This window comes from Burkholderia catarinensis (assembly GCF_001883705.2).
Taxonomy (GTDB): Bacteria; Pseudomonadota; Gammaproteobacteria; order Burkholderiales; family Burkholderiaceae; genus Burkholderia; species Burkholderia catarinensis.
Genome location: NZ_MDEQ02000019.1, coordinates 110,273 through 131,018 on the forward strand (window position 1 = coordinate 110,273; position 20,746 = coordinate 131,018).

General features: G+C 66.4%; 17 protein-coding genes and 1 other RNA gene. 9 read left to right on the top strand and 9 right to left on the bottom strand.

Annotated features, from left to right (window positions below):
- Window positions 1-106: 106 nt before the first annotated feature.
- From pheA to gyrA, 4 genes are all read right to left on the bottom strand, one after another.
- Complete coding sequence (gene pheA / locus BFF94_RS27090) at window positions 107-1,189, bottom strand: prephenate dehydratase (RefSeq protein WP_128846066.1); 1,083 nt, start codon at window positions 1,187-1,189, stop codon at window positions 107-109.
- Between the two features lie 33 nt (window positions 1,190-1,222).
- On the bottom strand, window positions 1,223-2,305 hold the full coding sequence (gene serC, locus BFF94_RS27095) for a 3-phosphoserine/phosphohydroxythreonine transaminase (RefSeq protein ID WP_128846063.1): 1,083 nt from the start codon (window positions 2,303-2,305) through the stop codon (window positions 1,223-1,225).
- A gap of 176 nt (window positions 2,306-2,481) precedes the next feature.
- The gene (locus BFF94_RS27100) at window positions 2,482-3,081 is read right to left on the bottom strand and encodes a DUF2059 domain-containing protein (RefSeq protein ID WP_128846060.1); all 600 of its coding nucleotides are present in this window, start codon (window positions 3,079-3,081) and stop codon (window positions 2,482-2,484) included.
- Window positions 3,082-3,164: 83 nt separating this feature from the next.
- Window positions 3,165-5,768 (bottom strand): DNA gyrase subunit A, encoded by a 2,604-nt coding sequence (gene gyrA, locus BFF94_RS27105; protein ID WP_128846057.1) that lies wholly within the window; start codon window positions 5,766-5,768, stop codon window positions 3,165-3,167.
- Between the two features lie 531 nt (window positions 5,769-6,299).
- Here gyrA and ompA point away from each other — a divergent pair.
- The 4 genes from ompA (at window position 6,300) to ssrA (ending at window position 8,941) form a co-directional block, all read left to right on the top strand.
- On the top strand, window positions 6,300-6,971 hold the full coding sequence (gene ompA, locus BFF94_RS27110; protein WP_128846055.1) for an outer membrane protein OmpA: 672 nt from the start codon (window positions 6,300-6,302) through the stop codon (window positions 6,969-6,971).
- A 154-nt stretch (window positions 6,972-7,125) separates the two neighbouring features.
- Window positions 7,126-7,824: a bifunctional 2-polyprenyl-6-hydroxyphenol methylase/3-demethylubiquinol 3-O-methyltransferase UbiG gene (gene ubiG, locus BFF94_RS27115; protein WP_128846052.1), complete on the top strand. Its 699-nt coding sequence runs from the start codon at window positions 7,126-7,128 to the stop codon at window positions 7,822-7,824.
- A 13-nt stretch (window positions 7,825-7,837) separates the two neighbouring features.
- Complete coding sequence (gph, locus tag BFF94_RS27120; RefSeq protein WP_219140069.1) at window positions 7,838-8,554, top strand: phosphoglycolate phosphatase; 717 nt, start codon at window positions 7,838-7,840, stop codon at window positions 8,552-8,554.
- A 17-nt stretch (window positions 8,555-8,571) separates the two neighbouring features.
- Window positions 8,572-8,941, top strand: a transfer-messenger RNA (tmRNA) gene (gene ssrA / locus BFF94_RS27125).
- Between the two features lie 276 nt (window positions 8,942-9,217).
- Here ssrA and BFF94_RS27130 read toward each other — a convergent pair.
- The 3 genes from BFF94_RS27130 to BFF94_RS27140 all read right to left on the bottom strand — a co-directional run bounded on the left by BFF94_RS27130 (window position 9,218) and on the right by BFF94_RS27140 (window position 11,430).
- Window positions 9,218-9,571: a DUF4148 domain-containing protein gene (locus BFF94_RS27130; protein ID WP_128846049.1), complete on the bottom strand. Its 354-nt coding sequence runs from the start codon at window positions 9,569-9,571 to the stop codon at window positions 9,218-9,220.
- Between the two features lie 381 nt (window positions 9,572-9,952).
- Window positions 9,953-10,222, bottom strand: coding sequence for a hypothetical protein (locus BFF94_RS27135; protein ID WP_128846211.1), 270 nt, complete (start codon window positions 10,220-10,222; stop codon window positions 9,953-9,955).
- 101 nt (window positions 10,223-10,323) lie between these two features.
- Window positions 10,324-11,430, bottom strand: a complete 1,107-nt coding sequence (locus BFF94_RS27140; RefSeq protein ID WP_128846047.1) for a substrate-binding domain-containing protein — start codon at window positions 11,428-11,430, stop codon at window positions 10,324-10,326.
- Window positions 11,431-11,561: 131 nt separating this feature from the next.
- On the opposite strand from BFF94_RS27140, the gene BFF94_RS27145 reads away from it, so the two are divergent.
- From BFF94_RS27145 to BFF94_RS27160, 4 genes are read left to right on the top strand one after another with little or no spacing between them, the layout of a single operon-like run.
- The gene (locus BFF94_RS27145; protein ID WP_128846044.1) at window positions 11,562-12,062 is read left to right on the top strand and encodes an NAD(P)H-dependent oxidoreductase subunit E; all 501 of its coding nucleotides are present in this window, start codon (window positions 11,562-11,564) and stop codon (window positions 12,060-12,062) included.
- Window positions 12,059-13,636, top strand: a complete 1,578-nt coding sequence (locus BFF94_RS27150; RefSeq protein ID WP_128846042.1) for a formate dehydrogenase beta subunit — start codon at window positions 12,059-12,061, stop codon at window positions 13,634-13,636. Before BFF94_RS27145 ends, BFF94_RS27150 begins: the two co-directional genes overlap by 4 nt.
- A gap of 17 nt (window positions 13,637-13,653) precedes the next feature.
- Window positions 13,654-16,605, top strand: a complete 2,952-nt coding sequence (gene fdhF / locus BFF94_RS27155) for a formate dehydrogenase subunit alpha (RefSeq protein WP_128846039.1) — start codon at window positions 13,654-13,656, stop codon at window positions 16,603-16,605.
- Between the two features lie 7 nt (window positions 16,606-16,612).
- Window positions 16,613-16,864, top strand: coding sequence for a formate dehydrogenase subunit delta (locus tag BFF94_RS27160; protein ID WP_128846036.1), 252 nt, complete (start codon window positions 16,613-16,615; stop codon window positions 16,862-16,864).
- An 8-nt stretch (window positions 16,865-16,872) separates the two neighbouring features.
- On the opposite strand, the gene BFF94_RS27165 is transcribed toward BFF94_RS27160, so the two are convergent.
- The gene (locus BFF94_RS27165) at window positions 16,873-18,525 is read right to left on the bottom strand and encodes an FAD-dependent monooxygenase (RefSeq protein ID WP_128846034.1); all 1,653 of its coding nucleotides are present in this window, start codon (window positions 18,523-18,525) and stop codon (window positions 16,873-16,875) included.
- A gap of 130 nt (window positions 18,526-18,655) precedes the next feature.
- On the opposite strand from BFF94_RS27165, the gene BFF94_RS27170 reads away from it, so the two are divergent.
- Window positions 18,656-20,494, top strand: coding sequence for a tetratricopeptide repeat protein (locus tag BFF94_RS27170; RefSeq protein ID WP_443627115.1), 1,839 nt, complete (start codon window positions 18,656-18,658; stop codon window positions 20,492-20,494).
- Window positions 20,495-20,534: 40 nt separating this feature from the next.
- Here BFF94_RS27170 and BFF94_RS27175 read toward each other — a convergent pair.
- Window positions 20,535-20,746, bottom strand: a 212-nt coding sequence (locus BFF94_RS27175; protein WP_219140071.1) for an integrase core domain-containing protein, incomplete at its 5' end; no start/stop codon positions are given.

The window sequence follows — 20,746 nt, forward strand, 5'->3', positions numbered from 1 at the left end:
CAACCTGCACCGGATACCACCCGAACCCGCCTTCGGCAGCGCCGACCGGCCTGCCCCGCCCGCCCGGCCGCCACGCCTGCGCAAGCAGGCAATGGGCCGCCTTGCATCAGCGTGCGCGCGGATACGAACCGAGTATCTTCAGGAACGCGGCCTTCTGGCCGAGTTCCGCGAGCGCAGCCGCGACCGCCGCATCGTCGCGGTGCCCCTCGATGTCGATGTAGAAGTAGTACTCCCACGTGCCGACACGGGCCGGACGCGACTCGAAGCGCGTCATCGACACGCCGTGTCGCGCGAGCGGCTCGAGCAGCTTGAACACGGCACCCGGCTCGTTCTTCACCGACACGATCAGCGACGTCTGGTCGTGACCGCTTTGCCCGGACGGCTGCTTGCCGACGATCACGAAGCGCGTGCGGTTGTGCGGATCGTCCTGGATCAGCGAGAACGCAATCTGCAATCCGTAGTGCGCGGCCGCGCGGTCGCCCGCGATCGCCGCGACGGTCGGATCGGCCGCCGCGAGACGCGCGGCCTCCGCGTTGCTCGCCACGGCCTGCCGCTCGAGTTGCGGCGCATTCGCCGCGAGCCACTGCTGGCATTGCGCAAGCGCCTGCGCATGCGCGCAGACGCGCTTCACGCCGTCGAGCGTGCCGCTCTGCGTGAGCAGGTTGTGGTGGATGGGCAGCGCGAGCTCGCCGCTGATCAGCAGTTGCGTCTGCAGCAGCAGGTCGAGCGTGCGCGACACGGCCCCTTCGGTCGAATTCTCGACCGGCGCGATGCCGAACGCAGACGCACCGGCCTCGACCGAGCGGAACACCTCGTCGATCGACGGGCACGGCAGCCCTTCGATCGACTGGCCGAAATACTCGAGCATCGCCTGTTCGCTGTACGTGCCGACCGGCCCGAGGAACGCGACGTGAATCGTCTGCTCGAGCGCGCGGCTCGCCGCCATGATCTCGCGCCAGATTGCGCTGATGTGCTCGCTCGCGAGCGGCCCCGCGCTCAAGTCCTGCAGCCGCGCGATCACCTGCAGCTCGCGCTCCGGCCGGAACACCGGCGCGTTGAAATGCTTCTTGACCTCGCCCACCTCCAGCGCCACCGCGGCACGCTGGTTCAGGAGCGCGATCAGCTGCGCGTCGATCGCGTCGATGCGATCGCGCAGCGGTTTCAGGCGGGAATTCAGTTCGTCGTCCATGCGTTTTGCCGTGCTGTTTGAACAGCGCCGCCGTCAGGCGCTGCGCTGCTCGAAGTCCTTCATGTACTCGACGAGCGTTTTCACGCCCTCGAGCGGCACCGCGTTGTAGATCGACGCCCGCATGCCGCCGACGGACTTGTGGCCCTTCAGCTGCAGCAGCCCGCGCGCCTTTGCGCCGGCAAGGAAGTCTTCGTTGCGCGTTTCGTCGGCCAGGAAAAACGGCACGTTCATCCGCGAACGCGCTGCCGGCTCGACCTTGTTCAGATAGAAACTGCTCGCGTCGATCGTGTCGTAGAGCAGCTTCGATTTTTCGATATTGCGGGCCTCGATCACTTCGAGGCCGCCCTGCCGCTTCAGCCACTGGAACACGAGGCCCGCGATGTAGATCGCGTAGGTGGGCGGCGTGTTGTACAGCGAGTTGTTCGCGGCGACGGTCTTCCATTCGAACGCGGACGGGCAGATCGACAGCGCGCGATCGAGCAGATCCTCGCGGACGATCACGACCGTCACGCCGGCCATCCCGATGTTCTTCTGCGCGCCGCCGAACAGCACACCGTATTTCGCGACGTCCATCGGGCGCGACAGGATATGCGACGACACATCCGCAACCAGCGGCACGTCGCCGAGATCGGGAATCTCGAACGTCTCGACGCCGTCGATCGTCTCGTTGGTGCACAAATGCACGTAGGCCGGATCGTCCGACAGTTGCCATTCGGCGCGCGCGGGCGCACGCGTGAAGCCGTCTTCCGTCTTGCCGGTCGCGGCGAGATGCGGCGTGCAGTATTTTTTTGCCTCGACGAACGACTTCTGCGACCACGAGCCCGTCACGACGAAATCGGCGGTCTTGCGCGACCCGAGCAGGTTCATCGGCACGATCGCGTTTTCCGCGAGACCGCCGCCCTGCAGGAACAGGATCCGGTGGCTGGCCGGCACGCGGATCAGGTCGCGCAGATCGGTCAGCGCGGCCTCGTGGATCGACATGAATTCCTTGCCGCGATGGCTCATCTCCATCACGCTCATGCCGCTGCCGTGCCAGTCGAGCATTTCGTCGGCAGCCTGCCGCAGCACTTCCTCGGGCATCGCCGCAGGGCCGGCGGAGAAATTAAAGACGCGCATCGTGAAAACCTCGGGAGGGACGCGACCGGCGGCTTGCCGCCGCATGTCAGTTGCAAATGAGCCGTGCCAGAAAAGAAATGGCCGCTTGCGCTCGCGCGCAAACGGCCATTATCGCACTGTCGTCAGGCTCCCGCCAAACCCGGCCCAACGGCCGGGGGCGTGCCCGAACGAACGGCTTACTTGCCCGGCTTGACTGCTGCGACTTCCTTGTCAGCCTGCGTGCGCGTCGCCTGGATCGCTTGCGGCATGTACTTCTGCATCAGGCCGTTGACCACGTCGCGACCGACCTGATCCTGAACCTGGATGAACTTGCGGCCCGTCGGGCTCTTGTAGAACGTCGTCAGATCCTTGATCTCCGACGTGCTGTAGTACTTCGCGTATGCGTCGTACTGAGCCGACATCGCGTCGTTCTGGAACTGCTGCGTACCGAACACCTTGCCTGCGCCGTCGACCAGCTTCGGCACCGCGTTCTTCTGCAGCGCCGGAACGGCAGCCTGCTTCTGCTTGTCGTTCAGCGTCTTGTTTTCCGACAGCGCGTCCGACAGGATTGCCGGCACGAGCTGCTTGGCCTGCATTTCGGCGCTGTTGCCGATAGCCGACACGAGCTTCGGCGCGTCGATCGCGTCGAGCAGATCCTTGATCGCTGCCTTCTTGTCGGCGTCGATCGGCGCAGCTGCCGCCGGTGCAGCCGGTGCGGAATTCGACAGCGCCTGCGCCATCGCGAACGTCGGCACCAGTGCAGCCAGCAGAACCAGTTGCTTGAATTGCTTTTGCATCATCACTCCCTTTTGGAAATATGAATGGTTGCTCGCCGGCCGCGGCGCTTCGCGCCCGCGGCGGCCAGAGTCTCATCCGTTCTTCAGGCTTCGCCGTCCGACGCCTCGTCGGCCTCGCCATCGCCCTCCTCGGCCTCCGCAACCTGCTGCAGGCCGGAGAGCTTGGTACCCTCATCGAGACTGATGAGTGTAACACCTTGCGTTGCACGCCCCATCTCGCGAACCTCGGATACGCGGGTGCGAATCAACACGCCGGCCGTCGTGATCAGCATGATCTGATCCTCGGCGTCGACGAGCGTTGCGGCCACAACCTTGCCGTTACGCTCGGACGTCTGGATCGCGATCATACCCTTCGTGCCGCGGCCGTGACGCGTGTATTCGGTGATCGGCGTGCGCTTGCCGTAGCCGTTCTCGGTTGCGGTGAGCACGGTCTGCTCCTCGCTGCCGGCGACCAGCATCGCGATGACCTGCTGCCCGTCCTCGAGCTGCATGCCGCGCACACCGCGCGCCTCGCGCCCCATCGGACGCACGTCGTTCTCGTCGAAGCGCACGGCCTTGCCGGAATCGGAGAACAGCATCACGTCATGCGCGCCGTCGGTGATCGACGCGCCGATCAGGTAGTCGCCGTCGTCGAGGCCGACCGCGATGATGCCCTTCTTCATCGGACGGCTGAACGCCTCGAGCGGCGTCTTCTTCACGGTGCCGAGCGACGTCGCCATGAAGATGAACTTGTCGGCCGAGAATTCCTTGACCGGCAGCACGACGTTGATCTTCTCGCCATCCTGCAGCGGGAACATGTTGACGATCGGGCGGCCACGCGAATTGCGCGAGCCTTGCGGCACTTCATAGACCTTGACCCAGTACACGCGGCCGCGGTTCGAGAAGCACAGAATGTAATCGTGCGTGTTCGCGATGAACAGCGTCTCGATCCAGTCGTCTTCCTTCATCTGCGTCGCCTGCTTGCCGCGACCGCCGCGCTTCTGCGCGCGGTACTCGGACAGCGGCTGCGACTTCACGTAGCCCGCGTGCGACATCGTGACGACCATGTCCTGCGGCGTGATCAGGTCTTCCGTGTTCAGCTCGGTCGCGTTCAGCTCGATCTTCGAGCGGCGCGCGTCGCCGAATTCGGCCTTCACCGAGGTCAGCTCCTCGCCGATCATCGTCGTGATCCGCTCGGGGCGCGCGAGGATGTCCAGCAGGTCGGCGATCTGCGCCATCACTTCGCGGTACTCGCCGATGATCTTGTCCTGCTCGAGGCCGGTCAGGCGCTGCAGACGCATCTGCAGGATTTCCTGGGCCTGCGTGTCGGACAGACTGTACAGCCCGTCGTTCTGCATCCCGAACGCGGGGTTCAGGCCTTCCGGACGATACGCGGAACGACCGCCCGCCGAGGCATTCTCGGCCTCCGCGCGCGTCAGCATCTCGCGCACGAGCGACGAATCCCACGGCCTCGCCATCAGCTCCTGCTTCGCGATCGGCGGCGTCGGCGCGGCCTTGATGATCGCGATGAACTCGTCGATGTTGGCGAGCGCAACCGCCAGACCTTCGAGCACGTGGCCGCGTTCGCGGGCCTTGCGCAGTTCGTAGATCGTGCGGCGCGTCAGCACTTCGCGTCGATGCGACAGGAAGCACTGTACGATTTCCTTCAGGTTCAGCAGCTTCGGCTGGCCGTCGACGAGCGCGACCATGTTCATGCCGAAGGTATCCTGGAGCTGCGTCGCCTTGTACAGGTTGTTCAGCACCACTTCCGGCACTTCGCCGCGCTTGAGCTCGATCACGACGCGCATGCCGCTCTTGTCGGACTCGTCGCGGATGTCGGAGATGCCTTCGAGCTTCTTCTCGTTGACGAGCTCGGCGATCCGCTCGAGCAGCGAGCGCTTGTTCACCTGGTACGGCAGTTCGTCGACGATGATCGCCATCCGCTGGCCGCGGTCGATCTCCTCGAAGTGCGTGGCCGCGCGCATCACGACGCGGCCGCGCCCCGTACGGTAGCCGTCGCGCACGCCGGCGACGCCGTAGATGATGCCGGCCGTCGGGAAATCCGGCGCCGGGATGATCTCGATCAGTTCGTCGATCGTTGCTTCCGGATTGTTCAGCAGGTGCTGACAAGCATCGACGACTTCGTTCAGGTTGTGCGGCGGGATGTTGGTCGCCATGCCGACCGCGATGCCCGACGAGCCGTTGATCAGCAGGTTCGGAATGCGCGACGGCAGGACCGACGGCTGCGTTTCGTTGCCGTCGTAGTTCGGCTCGAAATCGACCGTTTCCTTGTCGATGTCGGCGAGCAGTTCGTGACCGATCTTCGCCATGCGAATTTCGGTGTAACGCATCGCTGCAGCGTTGTCGCCGTCGATCGAGCCGAAGTTGCCCTGCCCGTCGATCAGCATGTAGCGCAGCGAGAAGTCCTGCGCCATCCGCACGATCGTGTCGTAGACCGCGGTGTCGCCGTGAGGGTGGTACTTACCGATCACGTCACCGACGATACGCGCCGACTTCTTGTACGCGCGGTTCCAGTCGTTGTTCAGTTCGTGCATCGCGAACAATACGCGCCGATGCACGGGCTTCAGGCCATCGCGGACATCCGGGAGGGCACGTCCGACGATCACGCTCATCGCGTAATCGAGATACGAACGGCGCATTTCCTCCTCTAGGGAGGTGGGCAGGGTCTCTTTGGCGAATTGATCCATGTATCCGTATCGTTTCGGAGCGAAGACGGCGAACGCCTTTCGCGTGGGCGCTGCATGCGCAACGCAACGCGAGATTCTAACATGCGCCCATCAGCCGCCAATTCGCCTCCCCCTCTATATATAAATAGCGAAAATCGCGGCGGCCGCGAACCGGACCGAATCGCACGCGACTCGACGTCGCGGCGATAGCGTCATGCTTGTTTCACGCGCACGTATAAACAACCGCATTCCTCCACGCAATTTCGCCGACACGCCCTTGACAATTTCTAAAAGTTACGGCAGGTCGGTGTTGCGCATGCGCCACAAACTCGAGGCGATCTTGGGGTGGGGAGGATTTTTTTTCGTAGGAAGGGAACGATATGGCAAAATGCCAACGCACTGAAAGTTAGACGCTGCTCGAAGTCTACATACACACAGAGCGGTGCCGCATTTTTGTACCGCACCGATGTTATACTTCGAGCAATGTATGACTTGTCACCGTCAACAGGCTCGCAGTAAACCTGCGGTAATCTCAATTTCGAGAGGAGAAATATGAATAAACTTTCAAAGCTCGCGTTCATTGCAGCTACCGCAGTTATGGCTGCATCCGCTTCGGCACAATCGGTGCCGGCGTCGCGTCAAGCCGTCAATGACAACTGGGTGAACGGCACGGGCGAATGGGTGTGGATGAACGGTACGAACGAGCTCTGCTGGCGTGATGCGTTCTGGACGCCGGCCACCGCCAACGCGAAGTGCGATGGCGCACTGGTCGCCCAGGCACCGCAGCCGCCGGTCGCTCCGGCAGTCGCTCCGGCCATTACGAGCCAGAAGATCACGTATCAAGCTGACGCACTGTTCGACTTCGACAAGGCAACGCTCAAGCCGCTGGGCAAGCAAAAGCTGGACGAACTGGCTTCGAAGATCGAAGGCATGAACACGGAAGTGGTCGTCGCAACGGGCTACACGGACCGCATCGGTTCGGACAAGTACAACGATCGTCTGTCGCTGCGCCGTGCGCAAGCCGTGAAGTCGTACCTGGTCAGCAAGGGTGTGCCGGCCAACAAGATCTACACGGAAGGCAAGGGCAAGCGCAACCCGGTTACGACTGGCTGCAACCAGAAGAACCGCAAGCAACTCATCGCCTGCCTCGCACCGGACCGCCGCGTGGAAGTCGAAGTGGTTGGTACGCAAGAAGTCCAGAAGACGACCGTTCCGGCGCAGTAAGCCGCGGTTCTCGACTGCTTCAAAGCCCCGCTCCGGCGGGGCTTTTTCTTTGACGCTCGTCCGGGCGCTCGCCGCTTCACCGCTCGTCCGCTTCTTATATACTCGGGGCTGACGAACCGCAGCACCGCCCTCCTCCCGTAGCCCGTTTGCCGACATGACCAACGCCGATCCGCACGAACTCCAGAAATTCAGCGACCTCGCCCATCGTTGGTGGGATCCGAATGCCGAATTCAAGCCGCTGCACGAGCTGAACCCGGTCCGGCTCGGCTGGATCGACGCGCATGCGCACCTGGCCGGCAAGCGCGCACTCGACATCGGCTGCGGCGGCGGCATCCTGTCCGAATCGATGGCCGGACTCGGCGCACAGGTGAAAGGCATCGACCTGTCGACCGAAGCACTCGGCGTCGCCGATCTGCACAGCCTCGAAAGCGGCATCTCGGTCGACTACGAGGCCATCGCCGCCGAAGCGATCGCCGCGCGCGAACCGGGCACCTACGATGTCGTCACGTGCATGGAGATGCTCGAGCACGTGCCGTCGCCCGGCGATATCGTCGCCGCATGCGCGACGCTCGTAAAGCCGGGTGGCTGGGTGTTCTTCTCGACGCTGAACCGCAACCTGAAGTCCTACCTGTTCGCGGTGATCGGCGCGGAGTACATCGCGCAAATGCTGCCGAAGGGCACGCACGACTACGCGCGCTTCATCCGCCCGTCGGAACTGGCCGGCTTCGTGCGCGCGACGGATCTGCACATCGTGGAGATCAAGGGCATCACGTATCACCCGATCGGCAAGCGCTTCGCGCTGTCGAACGACACCGACATCAACTACCTCGTCGCGTGCCGCCGCGGCGCCTGACCTTTCGACCGGCATGACGACTCCCCTTTCGACCGCACGGGCCGCACTCGACGAACCGCGCCTGCTGCACTGCGATGCCGTGCTGTTCGACCTGGACGGCACGCTCGCCGACACCGCGCCCGATCTCGCGGCTGCCGTCAACAAGATGCAGCGCGTGCGCGGCCTGCCCGAAACGCCGCTCGACATGTTGCGGCCGCTGGCCTCGGCCGGCGCGCGTGGCCTGCTCGGCGGCGCGTTCGGCATCGATCCGCAGACGCACGGCTACGAAGCGATGCGCGACGAGTTCCTGGCCAACTACGCGATGGATATCTGCGTGCACACGACGCTGTTCCCCGGCATCGGCGACGTGCTCGACGAACTCGATGCGCGCGGCGTGCGCTGGGGCATCGTCACGAACAAGGCGATGCGGCTCACGGCGCCGCTCGTCGATCTGCTCGGTCTCGCACCGCGCGCCGCCTGCGTCGTCGGGGGCGACACAACGCCGCACCCGAAGCCGCACCCGGCCCCGCTGCTGCATGCGGCCGACCAGTTGACACTCGCGCCCGCGCGCATCGTCTACGTCGGCGACGACCTGCGCGACATTCAGGCCGGCAGTGCTGCCGGCATGGCGACGGTCGCAGCCGCGTACGGCTATTGCGGCGATGGCGCCGCGCCCGCCGACTGGCAGGCCCAGCACCTCGTCGACACGACGCACGAACTGCGCGAACTGCTGCGCGATGTTGGGCTATAATGATTGATCTTATCCGCGGGGGCGACCTGGTTTCGACAGGGGTTGTGAAGCGGCTAGGGCATGTCGAGGACCCGTCACCTCGTTAATCAATGGGAAAATCGTAACTGCAAACGACGATACGTTCGCACTGGCAGCCTAACGGCCGCCGTCCTCTGCCTAGTTCACTGACGGGCTAGTGTCGCAAGACCGGTAGCAATACCGCCAGAGGTCATTTACGTCAGTTAAGTCCTGTCGGCGTCGCGACGCCAGGATCGAAAACCTAGCGAATCGCCGTAGTGCAGCGTGTTCGTCCGCGTCGCTGCGGTTAAATCAAATGACTGAACTAAACATGTAGAACTAGTCGTAGAGCGCTTCTGGACGCGGGTTCGATTCCCGCCGCCTCCACCAAATTCCGCGCTCGCCGCACGAACCCCGCATGACGCAAGTCTGCGGGGTTTTTTGTTGCCGGCGAAACGCATGCGCCCCGCTCCTTCCGAAAAAAACGCCCAACCCCGGACGGGCCGGGCGGAATGCCACCGGCATTCCGGCGACAGGAGGTGACAGATGTTCGGCCGCGCCCGCGCAAACATCGGTCGCGCCGGGCTGCGGCCAACCCGGGTGCCGCAGCCTCGGACGCGACGCGTCGTCGCGCCCGGCACTCACGCACACCGGGCGATGCGCGGCTTAGCTGCCGCGATACAGCGACTTCATTTCTTCAACGGTGGCCGGGCGCACGCCGATCGCACGCGAACCCGATGCCGATGCACCCTGTGCCTGCGCACCGTAGCCGCTGGCGTCGGCACCCTGCGCTTGCGCCAGCGCGCTGCGCTGCTGCTCCGCGACACGCGCCGTTGCGGCCTGGATCGCTTCCGGATAGTGCGAATCTTCACCGCGAGCGGAGTTGTAACCAGCCTGCTGGAGCTGGACCAGTTCGGCACGGACCTGCGCCCGGGTGATCGTCGAGCCCGACTGGGCGAACGACACGACCGGGGCAACGAGAGCGGCAGCAACGACAACAGCTTGAACGAGCGACTTCATGATGACCTACCTCCGGATTTGTCTGTGTTCGCGGTGAACACCTTGTTCATCGCTGACAAACCGAAGTTTATGTAGGCAGATGCTTAAGAATAAGGCAGGTTTCTGGAAGACATCCTTCCTGATTTAAGGGTTAACCCTAGATTTCCTGATTGGTCGGCGATGCGCGCATGCCGGCTTCGTTCGACATCGCGTTGCATGAAGCCTCGCCGGAAAGCAAGAGCCCCGCGAAGCAGCAACGCTTCGCGGGGCTCGAGCAGAATCAGCATCGCACGGAATTCGTACCGTTGCCGGTCGGGGCGGCCAGACCGCTTCGCCGGTTACAGCGCCTGCCGGTCAAACCGGCGCCGCATGACCACGGTGCAAACGCGCCTGTCCGCCTCGTTACTGGCTATCCATCGGGCACTTCAGGTTGCAGCCGTTCGGGTCGCCCAGGTCGCCCTTGCGGCGCAAGGCCGACTTCTTGCCGCCCTGGTATTTCTGCGACGGCGCCGATGCAGCGAACGGCATCTGCGGATGCTCGTTCAGGCGAAACTGTTCGCTCAGGATGCCGCCGGGCACACCGGGGGAATTCTGCGCGAGCGCAAACGGCGACACAGCGACCAGCAGCCCCGCGGTCAACGCTGCCGCGGCGAGGGGAACTGAAAATTTCATGGCGGGATGACGCCTGAACGGCGTGCTTGTTGGAACGTTGATCAAGCGGCAAGCGTAGCGCAAATTCCCCGCTGCTGCAGCGCGGCTCGATCGCGTCCCCGTTACCGGGAATTGCCGTCCGGCGCGCTCGTGCCGTCGCTGCCGGCCAGCCCTGTCGCGATGCTCGTCAGCGTTCCGCACGCGGCCGGATCGTAGCCGTCGAGATGTGCGACGCGTTCGACGAAGCGCGCGTCGCGCAGCAGCGCCAGCACGCCGGCAAGCGGCCGCGCGTCGAGCCGCGCGCGTTCGCACGCGAAGTAATAGTCCTCGTCGACGACCGGGATGAAGTCGAGCCCGAAATGATGGGCGGCCGGCTCGACGCCGAAGCCGAGATCGGCCATTCCGCTCGCGACAAACGCCGCGATCGCCGAATGCGTGAGCTCGGCCGACGCATAGCCGTCGATGCGCTCGGGATCGATGCCGATCGCGCGCAGCGCGAGATCCAGCAGCATGCGCGTGCCCGATCCCGGCTGGCGGTTGACGAAGCGGATGTCATTGCGCGCGAGATCCGCGAGCCCGCGAACCTGCTTCGGGTTGCCGCGCGGCACGAACAGCCCTTGCTGGCGGCGCGTCAGATGGATCAGCACGTGGCGCGTGTCGTCGAGCCACGGTCGGTAGATCTGCGCGCACTGCGCGCGGAACGCGCCGTGCGGCAGATGGAAACCGGCCAGGTCGCATTCGCCGCGGGCGAGCGCCTGCACGGCCTCGACGCTCTCGCGATACTTGATGTCGACGGCCGCCTGCGCATCGACGAGCGCGGAGACGAGCGTCGCGACCGCGTAGCCGTGCGACGCGTGGATGCGCACGGCGCCGTCGCGCTGCGCGAGCCGCCGGTTCAGGTCGCTCGACACCTCGGCCGCCAGCGTGCGCAGGTTCCCGTCGAGCCGGCTACGCGCGAGGCGCTGCGCATCGACAACCGCCTGCCCGAGTGCCGACAGCGTCGATCCCTTGCCCCGTGCGGTTTCGATCAACTCCCCGCCGATGCGCGCCTCCAGCGCGCGCAGCATGCCCCACGCGTGCCGGTAGGACAGCCCTTTCGCGTGAGCGGCCTGCGCAATGCTGCCCGTGTCGGCCACGAGTTCCAGCAATGGCGCGACATCCGACAGGCTGGCCGTGCGACCTTCCGTGTCGCGTACGGTCAGATATGCGTCGCATTCGATCCGAATCAATTATGCACTCCGACTTCCTATTGCGATCGAGAAATCTTCCGCTTATCGTGGGTCAAAATCAATCAGAACGAAGTCGCGATGCGCACTATATGAATTTCGAGCGCATATGAGACTTTGGAGGAGCATAACCGATGTCCCCGAATTCCCCTGCGCCCGACGCGCTCGTCGAGCGCCATGCGCGCGCCGGCCGGTCGCTCGTGGCGATCCTGCACGCGATCCAGGACGACGCGGGCTACGTGCCGCCAGGCTGCGTTGCGCCGCTCGCCAGGGCGCTCAACTTGTCACGCGCTGAAGTACACGGCGTACTGACTTACTACCACCACTTCCGCACCGCGCCGCCCGCGCGCGTAACGATCCAGATGTGTCGCGCCGAAGCATGCCGCAGCATGGGCTGCGAAGCGCTGGCCGCGCATGCGGAAGCCCGCACGGGCTGCCGGTTCGACGCGGCGCACGGCGATGCCGCGGATGCGCACGCGCCGGATACCGTCGCGCTCGAATCGGTCTACTGCCTCGGACTGTGTGCGCAGTCACCGTCGCTGACGGTCAACGGCGTGCTTCACGCCAAGGTCACGCCGGAGAAATTCGACGCGCTGCTGGCCAATGCGGTCGCCCACACCCCGGAGGCCGCATGACGACCCGCATCTACGTTCCGCGCGATTCGTCCGCGCTGGCACTCGGCGCCGACACGCTCGCCGTCGCGATCGTCGCGGAAGCCGAACGGCGCGGCGTCGCCATCGAACTGGTCCGCAACGGCTCGCGCGGGCTGCTGTGGCTCGAGCCGCTCGTCGAGGTCGGCACGGCCGCCGGCCGCGTCGGCTATGCGAACCTGTCGGCCGCCGACGTGCCGGCCCTGTTCGACGCAAACTGGCTCGAAGGCGGCATGCATCCGAGCGGCGTCGGCCTCGTCGACGCGCTGCCCTATCTCGCGCGCCAGCAGCGCCTCACGTTCGCGCGCATCGGCCTGACCGATCCGTTGTCGATCGACGACTACCTGCAACACGAAGGCCTCGCCGGCCTGAAGAACGCGCTCGCGCTCGACGGCGATGCCGCGTGCGAGACGCTGCTCGAATCGGGGCTGCGCGGCCGCGGCGGCGCGGCGTTTCCGGCCGGCATCAAGTGGCGCACGGTCCGGCACGCGAGCGCCGCGCAGAAGTACATCGTCTGCAACGCGGACGAAGGCGATTCGGGCACGTTCTCCGATCGCCTGATCATGGAATGCGATCCGTACTGCCTGATCGAAGGAATGATCATCGCGGGCATCGCGACCGGCGCGACGGTCGGCTACATCTACGTGCGCAGCGAATACCCGCACGCGATCGCCACGCTCGAAGCCGCGATCGTCCGCGCGCGCGAAGCCGGCTGGCTTGGTGAACACGTGCTCGGCTCCGCACACGCATTCGAGCTGCACGTCGCGAAAGGCGCGGGCTCGTATGTGTGCGGCGAGGAAACGGCGTTGCTCGAATCGCTCGAGGGCAAGCGCGGCGTCGTGCGCGCGAAGCCGCCGCTGCCCGCGCTTGCCGGCCTGTTCGGCCAGCCGACCGTCATCAACAACGTGATCACGCTCGCGACGGCGCCGGTGATTTTCGCGCGCGGCGCCGCGTTCTATCGCGACTACGGGATGGGCCGCTCGCGCGGCACGCTGCCGTTCCAGCTTGCGGGCAACATCCGGCACGGCGGCCTCGTCGAGCTCGCGTTCGGCGTCACGCTGCGCGAGTTGCTGTTCGACTTCGGCGGCGGCACGGCAAGCGGCCGGCCCGCACGCGCCGCGCAGGTCGGCGGCCCGCTCGGCACCTACCTGCCCGACCACCAGTGGGACGTGCCGCTCGACTACGAGGCGTACACGGCGATCGGCGCGGTAGTCGGCCACGGCGGCATCGTGCTGCACGACGACACGTCGAACCTCGCCGAGCTTGCCGAATATGCGATGAAGTTCTGCGCGATCGAATCATGCGGCAAATGCACGCCGTGCCGGATCGGGTCGACGCGCGGCGTCGAGACGATCGCGCGCATCCGCCACGGCGATACGTCGGAGCGGCAGGTCACGCTGCTGCGCGACCTTTGCGACACGATGCTGGCCGGTTCGCTGTGCGCGATGGGCGGGATGACGCCCTACCCGGTGCTGTCCGCGCTCGACCATTTCCCCGAAGATTTCGGGCTCGCTGCCGGCAAGGATGCCGTGTCGGGCCCGGTCAAGGCTGCGGCCTGACCCAGAAGGAGACCTGCATGTCCCTCGACACGAACAACGTCCGCCAAGGCGGCTGCGGCTCGGGCCAATGCGCGTGCAAGAGCGCCGCGCAGGCGCGCACCCGCGACCCGTTCGACGATACCGACTACGGCACGCCGCAACGGCATGCCGATACCGACGTCACGCTCGAAATCGACGGCCAGCCGGTGACGGTGCCGGCCGGCACGTCGGTGATGCGCGCGGCGATCGAAGCCGGCGTCAACGTCCCGAAACTCTGCGCGACCGATTCGCTCGAGCCATTCGGCTCGTGCCGGCTGTGCCTCGTCGAGATCGAAGGCCGGCGCGGTTATCCGGCATCGTGCACGACGCCCGCGGAAGCCGGCATGAAAGTGCGCACGCAGTCGGACCGGCTGCAGTCGCTGCGCCGCAACGTGATGGAGCTGTACATCTCCGACCATCCGCTCGACTGCCTCACCTGCCCCGCCAACGGCGACTGCGAACTGCAGGACATGGCGGGCGTCGTCGGGCTGCGCAAAGTGCGCTACGGCTTCGATGGCGCAAATCACCTGCACGACCGCAAGGACGAATCGAACCCGTACTTCACGTACGACCCGTCGAAGTGCATCGTCTGCAACCGCTGCGTGCGCGCCTGCGAGGAAACGCAGGGCACGTTCGCGCTGACGATCGCCGCGCGCGGCTTCGAATCGCGCGTCGCCGCGGGCGAGAGCGAATCGTTCATGGCGTCGGAATGCGTGTCGTGCGGCGCCTGCGTCGCCGCATGCCCGACGGCCACGCTGCAGGAAAAATCCGTCGTGCAGCTCGGGCAGGCCGAACACTCGGTCGTCACGACCTGCGCGTATTGCGGCGTCGGCTGCTCGTTCAAGGCCGAGATGAAGGGCACGCAGGTCGTGCGCATGACGCCGCACAAGAACGGCCTCGCGAACGAAGGCCACGCGTGCGTGAAGGGGCGCTTCGCATGGGGCTATGCGACGCACAAGGACCGCATCACGAAGCCGATGATCCGCGAGAAGATCACCGACCCGTGGCGCGAGGTGAGCTGGGAGGAAGCGCTCACCTACGCGGCGACGCAATTCCGCAAGCTGCAGCAGAAGTACGGCCGCGATTCGATCGGCGGCATCACGTCGTCGCGCTGCACGAACGAGGAAACCTACCTCGTGCAGAAGCTCGTGCGCGCCGCGTTCGGCAACAACAACGTCGATACCTGCGCGCGCGTGTGCCATTCGCCGACCGGCTATGGCCTCAAGGCGACGCTCGGCGAATCCGCGGGTACGCAGACGTTCGCGTCGGTCGACCAGGCCGACGTGATCGTCGTGATGGGGGCGAACCCGACCGACGGTCACCCGGTGTTCGGCTCGCGGCTGAAGCGGCGCGTGCGCGAAGGCGCGAAGCTGATCGTGATCGACCCGCGCCGCATCGACGTCGTCGACGGCCCGCACGTGAAGGCCACGCACCATCTGCAGCTTCGGCCCGGCACCAACGTCGCGATCGTCAACGCGCTGGCGCACGTGATCGTCACCGAAGGGCTCGTCGCCGACGCGTTCGTCGCGGAACGCTGCGAGACGCGCGCATTCGAGCAATGGCGCGACTTCGTATCGCGCGCCGACAATTCCCCGGAGGCAACCGCGGACGTGACGGGCGTGCCCGCAGAACGGGTACGCGAGGCCGCGCGCCTCTATGCGACGGGCGGCAATGCCGCGATCTATTACGGCCTCGGCGTAACCGAACACGCGCAGGGCTCGACGACGGTGATGGGCATCGCGAACCTCGCGATGGCGACCGGCAACATCGGCCGCGAAGGTGTCGGCGTCAATCCGCTGCGCGGCCAGAACAACGTGCAGGGCTCGTGCGACATGGGCTCGTTCCCGCACGAACTGCCCGGCTACCGGCACATCAGCGACGAGGTCGTGCGCACGCAGTTCGAGCAAGCATGGTCGGCCAAACTCCAGCCGGAGCCGGGGCTGCGCATCCCGAACATGTTCGACGCGGCGCTCGACGGCAGCTTCAAGGGGCTCTACTGCCAGGGCGAGGACATCGTCCAGTCGGACCCGAATACGCAGCACGTATCGGCCGCGCTGTCGGCAATGGAATGCATCGTCGTGCAGGACATCTTCCTGAACGAGACCGCGAAATATGCGCACGTGCTGCTGCCGGGCTCGACGTTCCTCGAGAAGGACGGCACGTTCACGAATGCGGAGCGCCGCATCTCGCGCGTGCGCAAGGTGATGCCACCGCTCGCGGGCTACGCGGACTGGGAGGTCACGCTGCTGCTGTCGCAGGCACTCGGCTACGACATGCACTACACGCATCCGTCGGAAATCATGGACGAGATCGCACGGCTCACGCCGACCTTCTCGGGCGTGTCGTACGAGAAACTCGACGCGCTCGGCAGCATCCAGTGGCCCTGCAACGAGCACGCGCCGGAAGGCACGCCGACCATGCATACGGACACGTTCGTGCGCGGCAAGGGCCGGTTCGTGATCACCAAGTTCATTCCGACGCCGGAAAAGGTCACGCAGCGCTATCCGCTGATCCTGACGACGGGCCGCATCCTGTCGCAATACAACGTCGGCGCGCAGACGCGCCGGACCGAAAACGTCCAGTGGCATGAAGAGGATCGCCTCGAGATCCATCCGCACGACGCGCAGGATCGCGGGATCCGGGCCGGCGACTGGGTCGGCATCGAGTCGCGCGCCGGGCATACGGTACTGCGCGCGCTCGTGACGGAGCGCATGCAGCCGGGCGTCGTGTACACCACGTTCCACTTCCCCGAATCGGGCGCGAACGTGATCACGACGGACAGTTCCGACTGGGCGACGAACTGCCCCGAATACAAGGTGACGGCCGTGCAGGTGATGCCGGTTGCCCAGCCGTCCGACTGGCAGCGAGCGTACGCGCGCTTCAACGCGGAGCAGATCGACCTGCTCGAGCGCCGCGCGGCGGCGCCCGACACCGTGACGACAGGCAAGTGAGGATGCGATGAATCACGAACACCTGATCGACATGGCCAACCAGATCGGCGCTTTCTTCGAATCGATGCCCGATCGCGACGAAGCGCTGACCGGCATCGCCGAACATATCCGGCGCTTCTGGGAGCCGCGGATGCGCCGCGCGTTCCTCGCCGCGCTCGACGATCCGTCGGACGAAGCCGCGCAACGCGCGGCACCGATCGTGCGCGACGCGATCGCCGCGCACCGCGCATCGCTCGTGCCCGCCGAAGCGAGCGCCTGACCGCGCCGCTAGGCGGACCGCGACATGCCCGCGAACCAGTTTTCGCAATGGCGCAGCAGCGCGTTCGCGTCGGTTGCCGTGCGCCCGCGCGCGGCAACATATCCGTCGGGCCGCAGCAGGTAATAAGACGGCCGCGAGCGGCCGTACTCCTGTGCAAGCCCGGCGTCGCCGTCGCCTTCGGCATCGGTGACGCGCCACACGCGCACCGCATCCGGCATGATCCGTTCAAGCCCCTGCACGAGCGCCTGCGCATCGGCCGGCATCGGCGGCACCGCGCCGGCGTCGGCGTCGGCACCCGCCGGCTCTTCCAGCAGCAGCAGCGTAAAGCTCGCCGGATCATGCAGGTCGTATAGCTGCGCCGTTCCGGGCGCCCGGCCGAGCGGCCCGTCCAGCACATGCACGAGTGCATCGGGCGCCCGCTCGCCTGCGCGCGGGCCGCCGTCGAGCACGCGCTCCAGCGTAAGCGGACTCTTCCGGTACTGCACGCCGAGCTCGCTGACCGTGCGCCGCACCGCGTCGCGCATCGGCCCGAACGACGCCAGGAGCGGCACGACATGATCGCGCAGCAATTTCATCGCGCCGCGCTCGGCTTCGACGATCTGCGTGACGAAACCGGTCTGCCGCAACACGTCGCGCTCGATCGGATGACGCTCCGCGTGATACGTGTCGAGCAGCCGCTCGGGCGTGCCCGCGCCGAGCACGCGCGCGAGCTTCCAGCCCAGATTGAGCGCCTCCTGGATGCCGGTGTTCATGCCCTGCGCACCGGCCGGGCTGTGGACGTGCGCGGCGTCGCCCGCGAAGAACACGCGGCCGTGACGCAGCCGGTCGACCATCCTGCTGTGCAGGTGAAAATAGGACGACCACGCGAGATCGCTCGGCGAGATCGACGCGCCGGCACGGGCACGCACGATCGCGTCGCATTCCGCGAGCGACGGCGGCGGCGCATCGGACGACGTGTCACTGCCGGGCGGCCGGTCGGCCACGAGCCGGTAACGGCCGTCCCCCATCGGGAACAGGCCTGCAATGCCTTCGGGCGACGTGAACAGGTGAATCTCCTCGTCCGGCCAATCGGGTATCGCCGCGAAATCGGCGAGCAGGAAAGTCTGTTCGAACGCATGCCCCACGAAGCCGAGGCCGAGCAGATGCCTGACCGTGCTGTGCGCGCCGTCGGCGGCGATCAGGTACGACGGCGCGAACGACTCGTCGCGGCCGTCGGCGCCGCGGATCGACACGTCGAGCGACGTGCCGCCGGCATCGCACGCAGTCAGCGTCGCGCCGCGCTCGACCGTCACGCCGAGCCCGGCCAGGTGCTCGGCGAGCAGGCGCTCGGTGATGCTCTGGTCGAGAAACAGCAGATACGGATAGCGCGTTTGCAGCGGATCGAAATCGAGCCGCGCGATCACGCGGCCGCCGGCATGCAGCGCGGCCGCATGCGCACGATGACCGAGCGCGAGAAACGGCTCGACTGCGCGATGCTGCTCCAGCAGTTCGAGCGTGCGCGCCTGAATGCCGATCGCGCGCGAATACGGCGCGGGGGTGGCGAGGCGGTCGATGATGCGCACCGGCACGCGGGCCCGCGCGAGGCTCATCGCCGCGGCAAGGCCGGTCGGCCCGGCGCCGACGATCAGCACGGGCGGGATATCGGACAGTGTGTCAGCCATGAGAACCTCGATGACACGCGACCCTGCAAGTCTACGCCGCTCCGCGTGACGGGGCCATATGCCGACCGGCCGATACGCGGCCCCTCCGCGTGGTGTGGGAAAATACGCGCTTTCCGTCAGTTTTCGCGTCATGGATTCCGTATTCGACCGAGCGTATGCAGCACACCGCGCAGGCCGCCTCGCCGAGGCCGAGCACGGCTATCGCAACGCGCTCGCCTCCAACCCCGCCGACGCCGACGCGCTGCACCTGTTCGGCGTGCTGCGGCACCAGCAGGGCCAGCACGCCGAGGCAGCCGATCTCGTCGGCCGCGCCGTCGCGCTGCGTCCGGACGATGCCGCGCTGCAACTCAATCTCGGCAACGCGCTGAAAGCGCTCGGCCGGCTCGACGAAGCAATCGACCGCTTCCGCAACGCGCTGACGCTCGCGCCCGAATTTCCGCTCGCGCACTACAACCTCGGCAACGCATATGCGGCGCTGCAGCGCCACGACGATGCGATCGACGCCTTCGGCCGCGCGCTGCGGCTCACGCCTGATGACGCATCGATCCACAACAATCTCGGCAACGCGCTGAACGCGCTCGGCCGCCACGACGACGCGCTCGACGCCTTCCGTCGCGCGCTCGAGCTGCGGCCCGGGCATGCGGGCGCGCACAACAACCTCGCGATGGCGCTGAACGCGATGGGCCACGCCGACGACGCGATCGCGCATTTCCAGGCCGCGATCGCCGCGCAGCCGCGTTTCGTCGCCGCGCATTTCAATCTCGGCAACACGTTCGATGCGGTCGGCCGGCATGCCGAGGCGGCCGCCGCATTCGAAGCCGCCCTCGCGCTGCATCCGCCGTTTCCGCTCGCGCTGTTCGGGCTCGCGAACGCACTGTGCGCGCAGGCGCGCCACCGCGACGCGCTGCCCTACTACGAGCGCGCCGTCGGTCTCGATCCGTCGTTCGGCCTGGCCTGGCTGAACCTCGGCAACGCGCATCACGCGCTCTGCGCGCACGAGATGGCGCTGCGCGCATTCGACCAGGCGCTGCGCGTCGCGCCCGATCTCACGCTCGCGCGGCTACACCGCGCAGTCACGCTGCTGACGCTCGGCGACTTCACGCGCGGGCTGCCCGCGTATGAAGCGCGTCACGAGACGCCGGGGGCTACGCCGCTCGGCGCGCTGCCACGCTGGCAGGGCGAGCCGATTGCGTCGCGCACGCTGCTGATCCGCGCGGAACAGGGCTTCGGCGACACGCTGCAGTTCGTCCGCTTCGTGCCGCTCGCCCGCGCACGCTGCGCGCGCGTCGTGCTCGAAGTTCAGCCGGAACTCGTCGCGCTGCTGGCGCCGGCCGCGTCGCACTGGCGCGTGACGCTCGTCGCACAGGGCGCCGCGAAGCCGCCTGCCGCGGATGTCGCCTGCACGCTGATGAGCCTGCCGTTCCTGCTCGGGCTTCAACCGGAGGACATCGTCGGCGGCTCACGCTACCTCGACGCTCCCGATGGCGCCCGCCGGCGCTTTCGCGGCTCGCTCGGCGGGCAGTCGAAGCGCAAGTTCGGCCTCGCCTGGTCGGGGCGCCGGCAGGCTCAGGAAAACCGCTCGATGCCGTTCGACGCGCTCGCGCCGCTGCTCGCGCTGCCGGACATCGACTGGGTCGTGCTGCAGCCCGCACTCGACGACGACGAACGCGCGCGCGTCGACGCGCATCCGCGCGTGCATCGTCTCGACGGCCGGCTGAACGACTTTGCCGACACGGCCGGGTTGATCGAGCGGCTCGACGGCGTCGTCACGATCGATACGGCTGTCGCGCACCTCGCGGGCGCGCTCGGCAAACCGATGTGGGTCATGCTGCCGTTTGCGCCCGACTGGCGCTGGTTCACCGGCAACGACTGCCCGTGGTATCCGCAGGCCAGGATCGCCCGCCAGGCCGCGCCGGGCGAATGGCTCGACGTGGCGGCCGCGGTCGCCGGTGCGCTGCGCGAAGCCTGAACGCTGTCAAGTCCTGGAATAGGTTGACAGTATCCAGCCCCTAGAGCGCCCGATGCACCGCATCGGGCGTTTTGTATTTCAGAGCGGCATGTGGCCGCTCGTGGTTATAGATGCGAACCGACTGTTCGACCATCTTGGCGGCCTGCTCAAGGTCAGCGGGACGTTGCAACAGGAACTCGCCCTTGAGGATGCCGTTGACCCGCTCGGCCAGAGCATTCTGATAGCAGTCGTAGCCGTCCGTCATCGAACAGC

Excerpts from the sequence above, each read along its gene's own strand:
- pheA (WP_128846066.1), bottom strand. The coding sequence starts at position 1,189 with ATGGACGACGAACTGAATTCCCGCCTGAAACCGCTGCGCGATCGCATC.
- serC (WP_128846063.1), bottom strand. The coding sequence starts at position 2,305 with ATGCGCGTCTTTAATTTCTCCGCCGGCCCTGCGGCGATGCCCGAGGAA.
- BFF94_RS27100 (WP_128846060.1), bottom strand. The coding sequence starts at position 3,081 with ATGCAAAAGCAATTCAAGCAACTGGTTCTGCTGGCTGCACTGGTGCCG.
- gyrA (WP_128846057.1), bottom strand. The coding sequence starts at position 5,768 with ATGGATCAATTCGCCAAAGAGACCCTGCCCACCTCCCTAGAGGAGGAA.
- ompA (WP_128846055.1), top strand. The coding sequence starts at position 6,300 with ATGAATAAACTTTCAAAGCTCGCGTTCATTGCAGCTACCGCAGTTATG.
- ubiG (WP_128846052.1), top strand. The coding sequence starts at position 7,126 with ATGACCAACGCCGATCCGCACGAACTCCAGAAATTCAGCGACCTCGCC.
- gph (WP_219140069.1), top strand. The coding sequence starts at position 7,838 with ATGACGACTCCCCTTTCGACCGCACGGGCCGCACTCGACGAACCGCGC.
- BFF94_RS27130 (WP_128846049.1), bottom strand. The coding sequence starts at position 9,571 with ATGAAGTCGCTCGTTCAAGCTGTTGTCGTTGCTGCCGCTCTCGTTGCC.
- BFF94_RS27135 (WP_128846211.1), bottom strand. The coding sequence starts at position 10,222 with ATGAAATTTTCAGTTCCCCTCGCCGCGGCAGCGTTGACCGCGGGGCTG.
- BFF94_RS27145 (WP_128846044.1), top strand. The coding sequence starts at position 11,562 with ATGTCCCCGAATTCCCCTGCGCCCGACGCGCTCGTCGAGCGCCATGCG.
- BFF94_RS27150 (WP_128846042.1), top strand. The coding sequence starts at position 12,059 with ATGACGACCCGCATCTACGTTCCGCGCGATTCGTCCGCGCTGGCACTC.
- fdhF (WP_128846039.1), top strand. The coding sequence starts at position 13,654 with ATGTCCCTCGACACGAACAACGTCCGCCAAGGCGGCTGCGGCTCGGGC.
- BFF94_RS27160 (WP_128846036.1), top strand. The coding sequence starts at position 16,613 with ATGAATCACGAACACCTGATCGACATGGCCAACCAGATCGGCGCTTTC.
- BFF94_RS27165 (WP_128846034.1), bottom strand. The coding sequence starts at position 18,525 with ATGGCTGACACACTGTCCGATATCCCGCCCGTGCTGATCGTCGGCGCC.
- BFF94_RS27170 (WP_443627115.1), top strand. The coding sequence starts at position 18,656 with ATGGATTCCGTATTCGACCGAGCGTATGCAGCACACCGCGCAGGCCGC.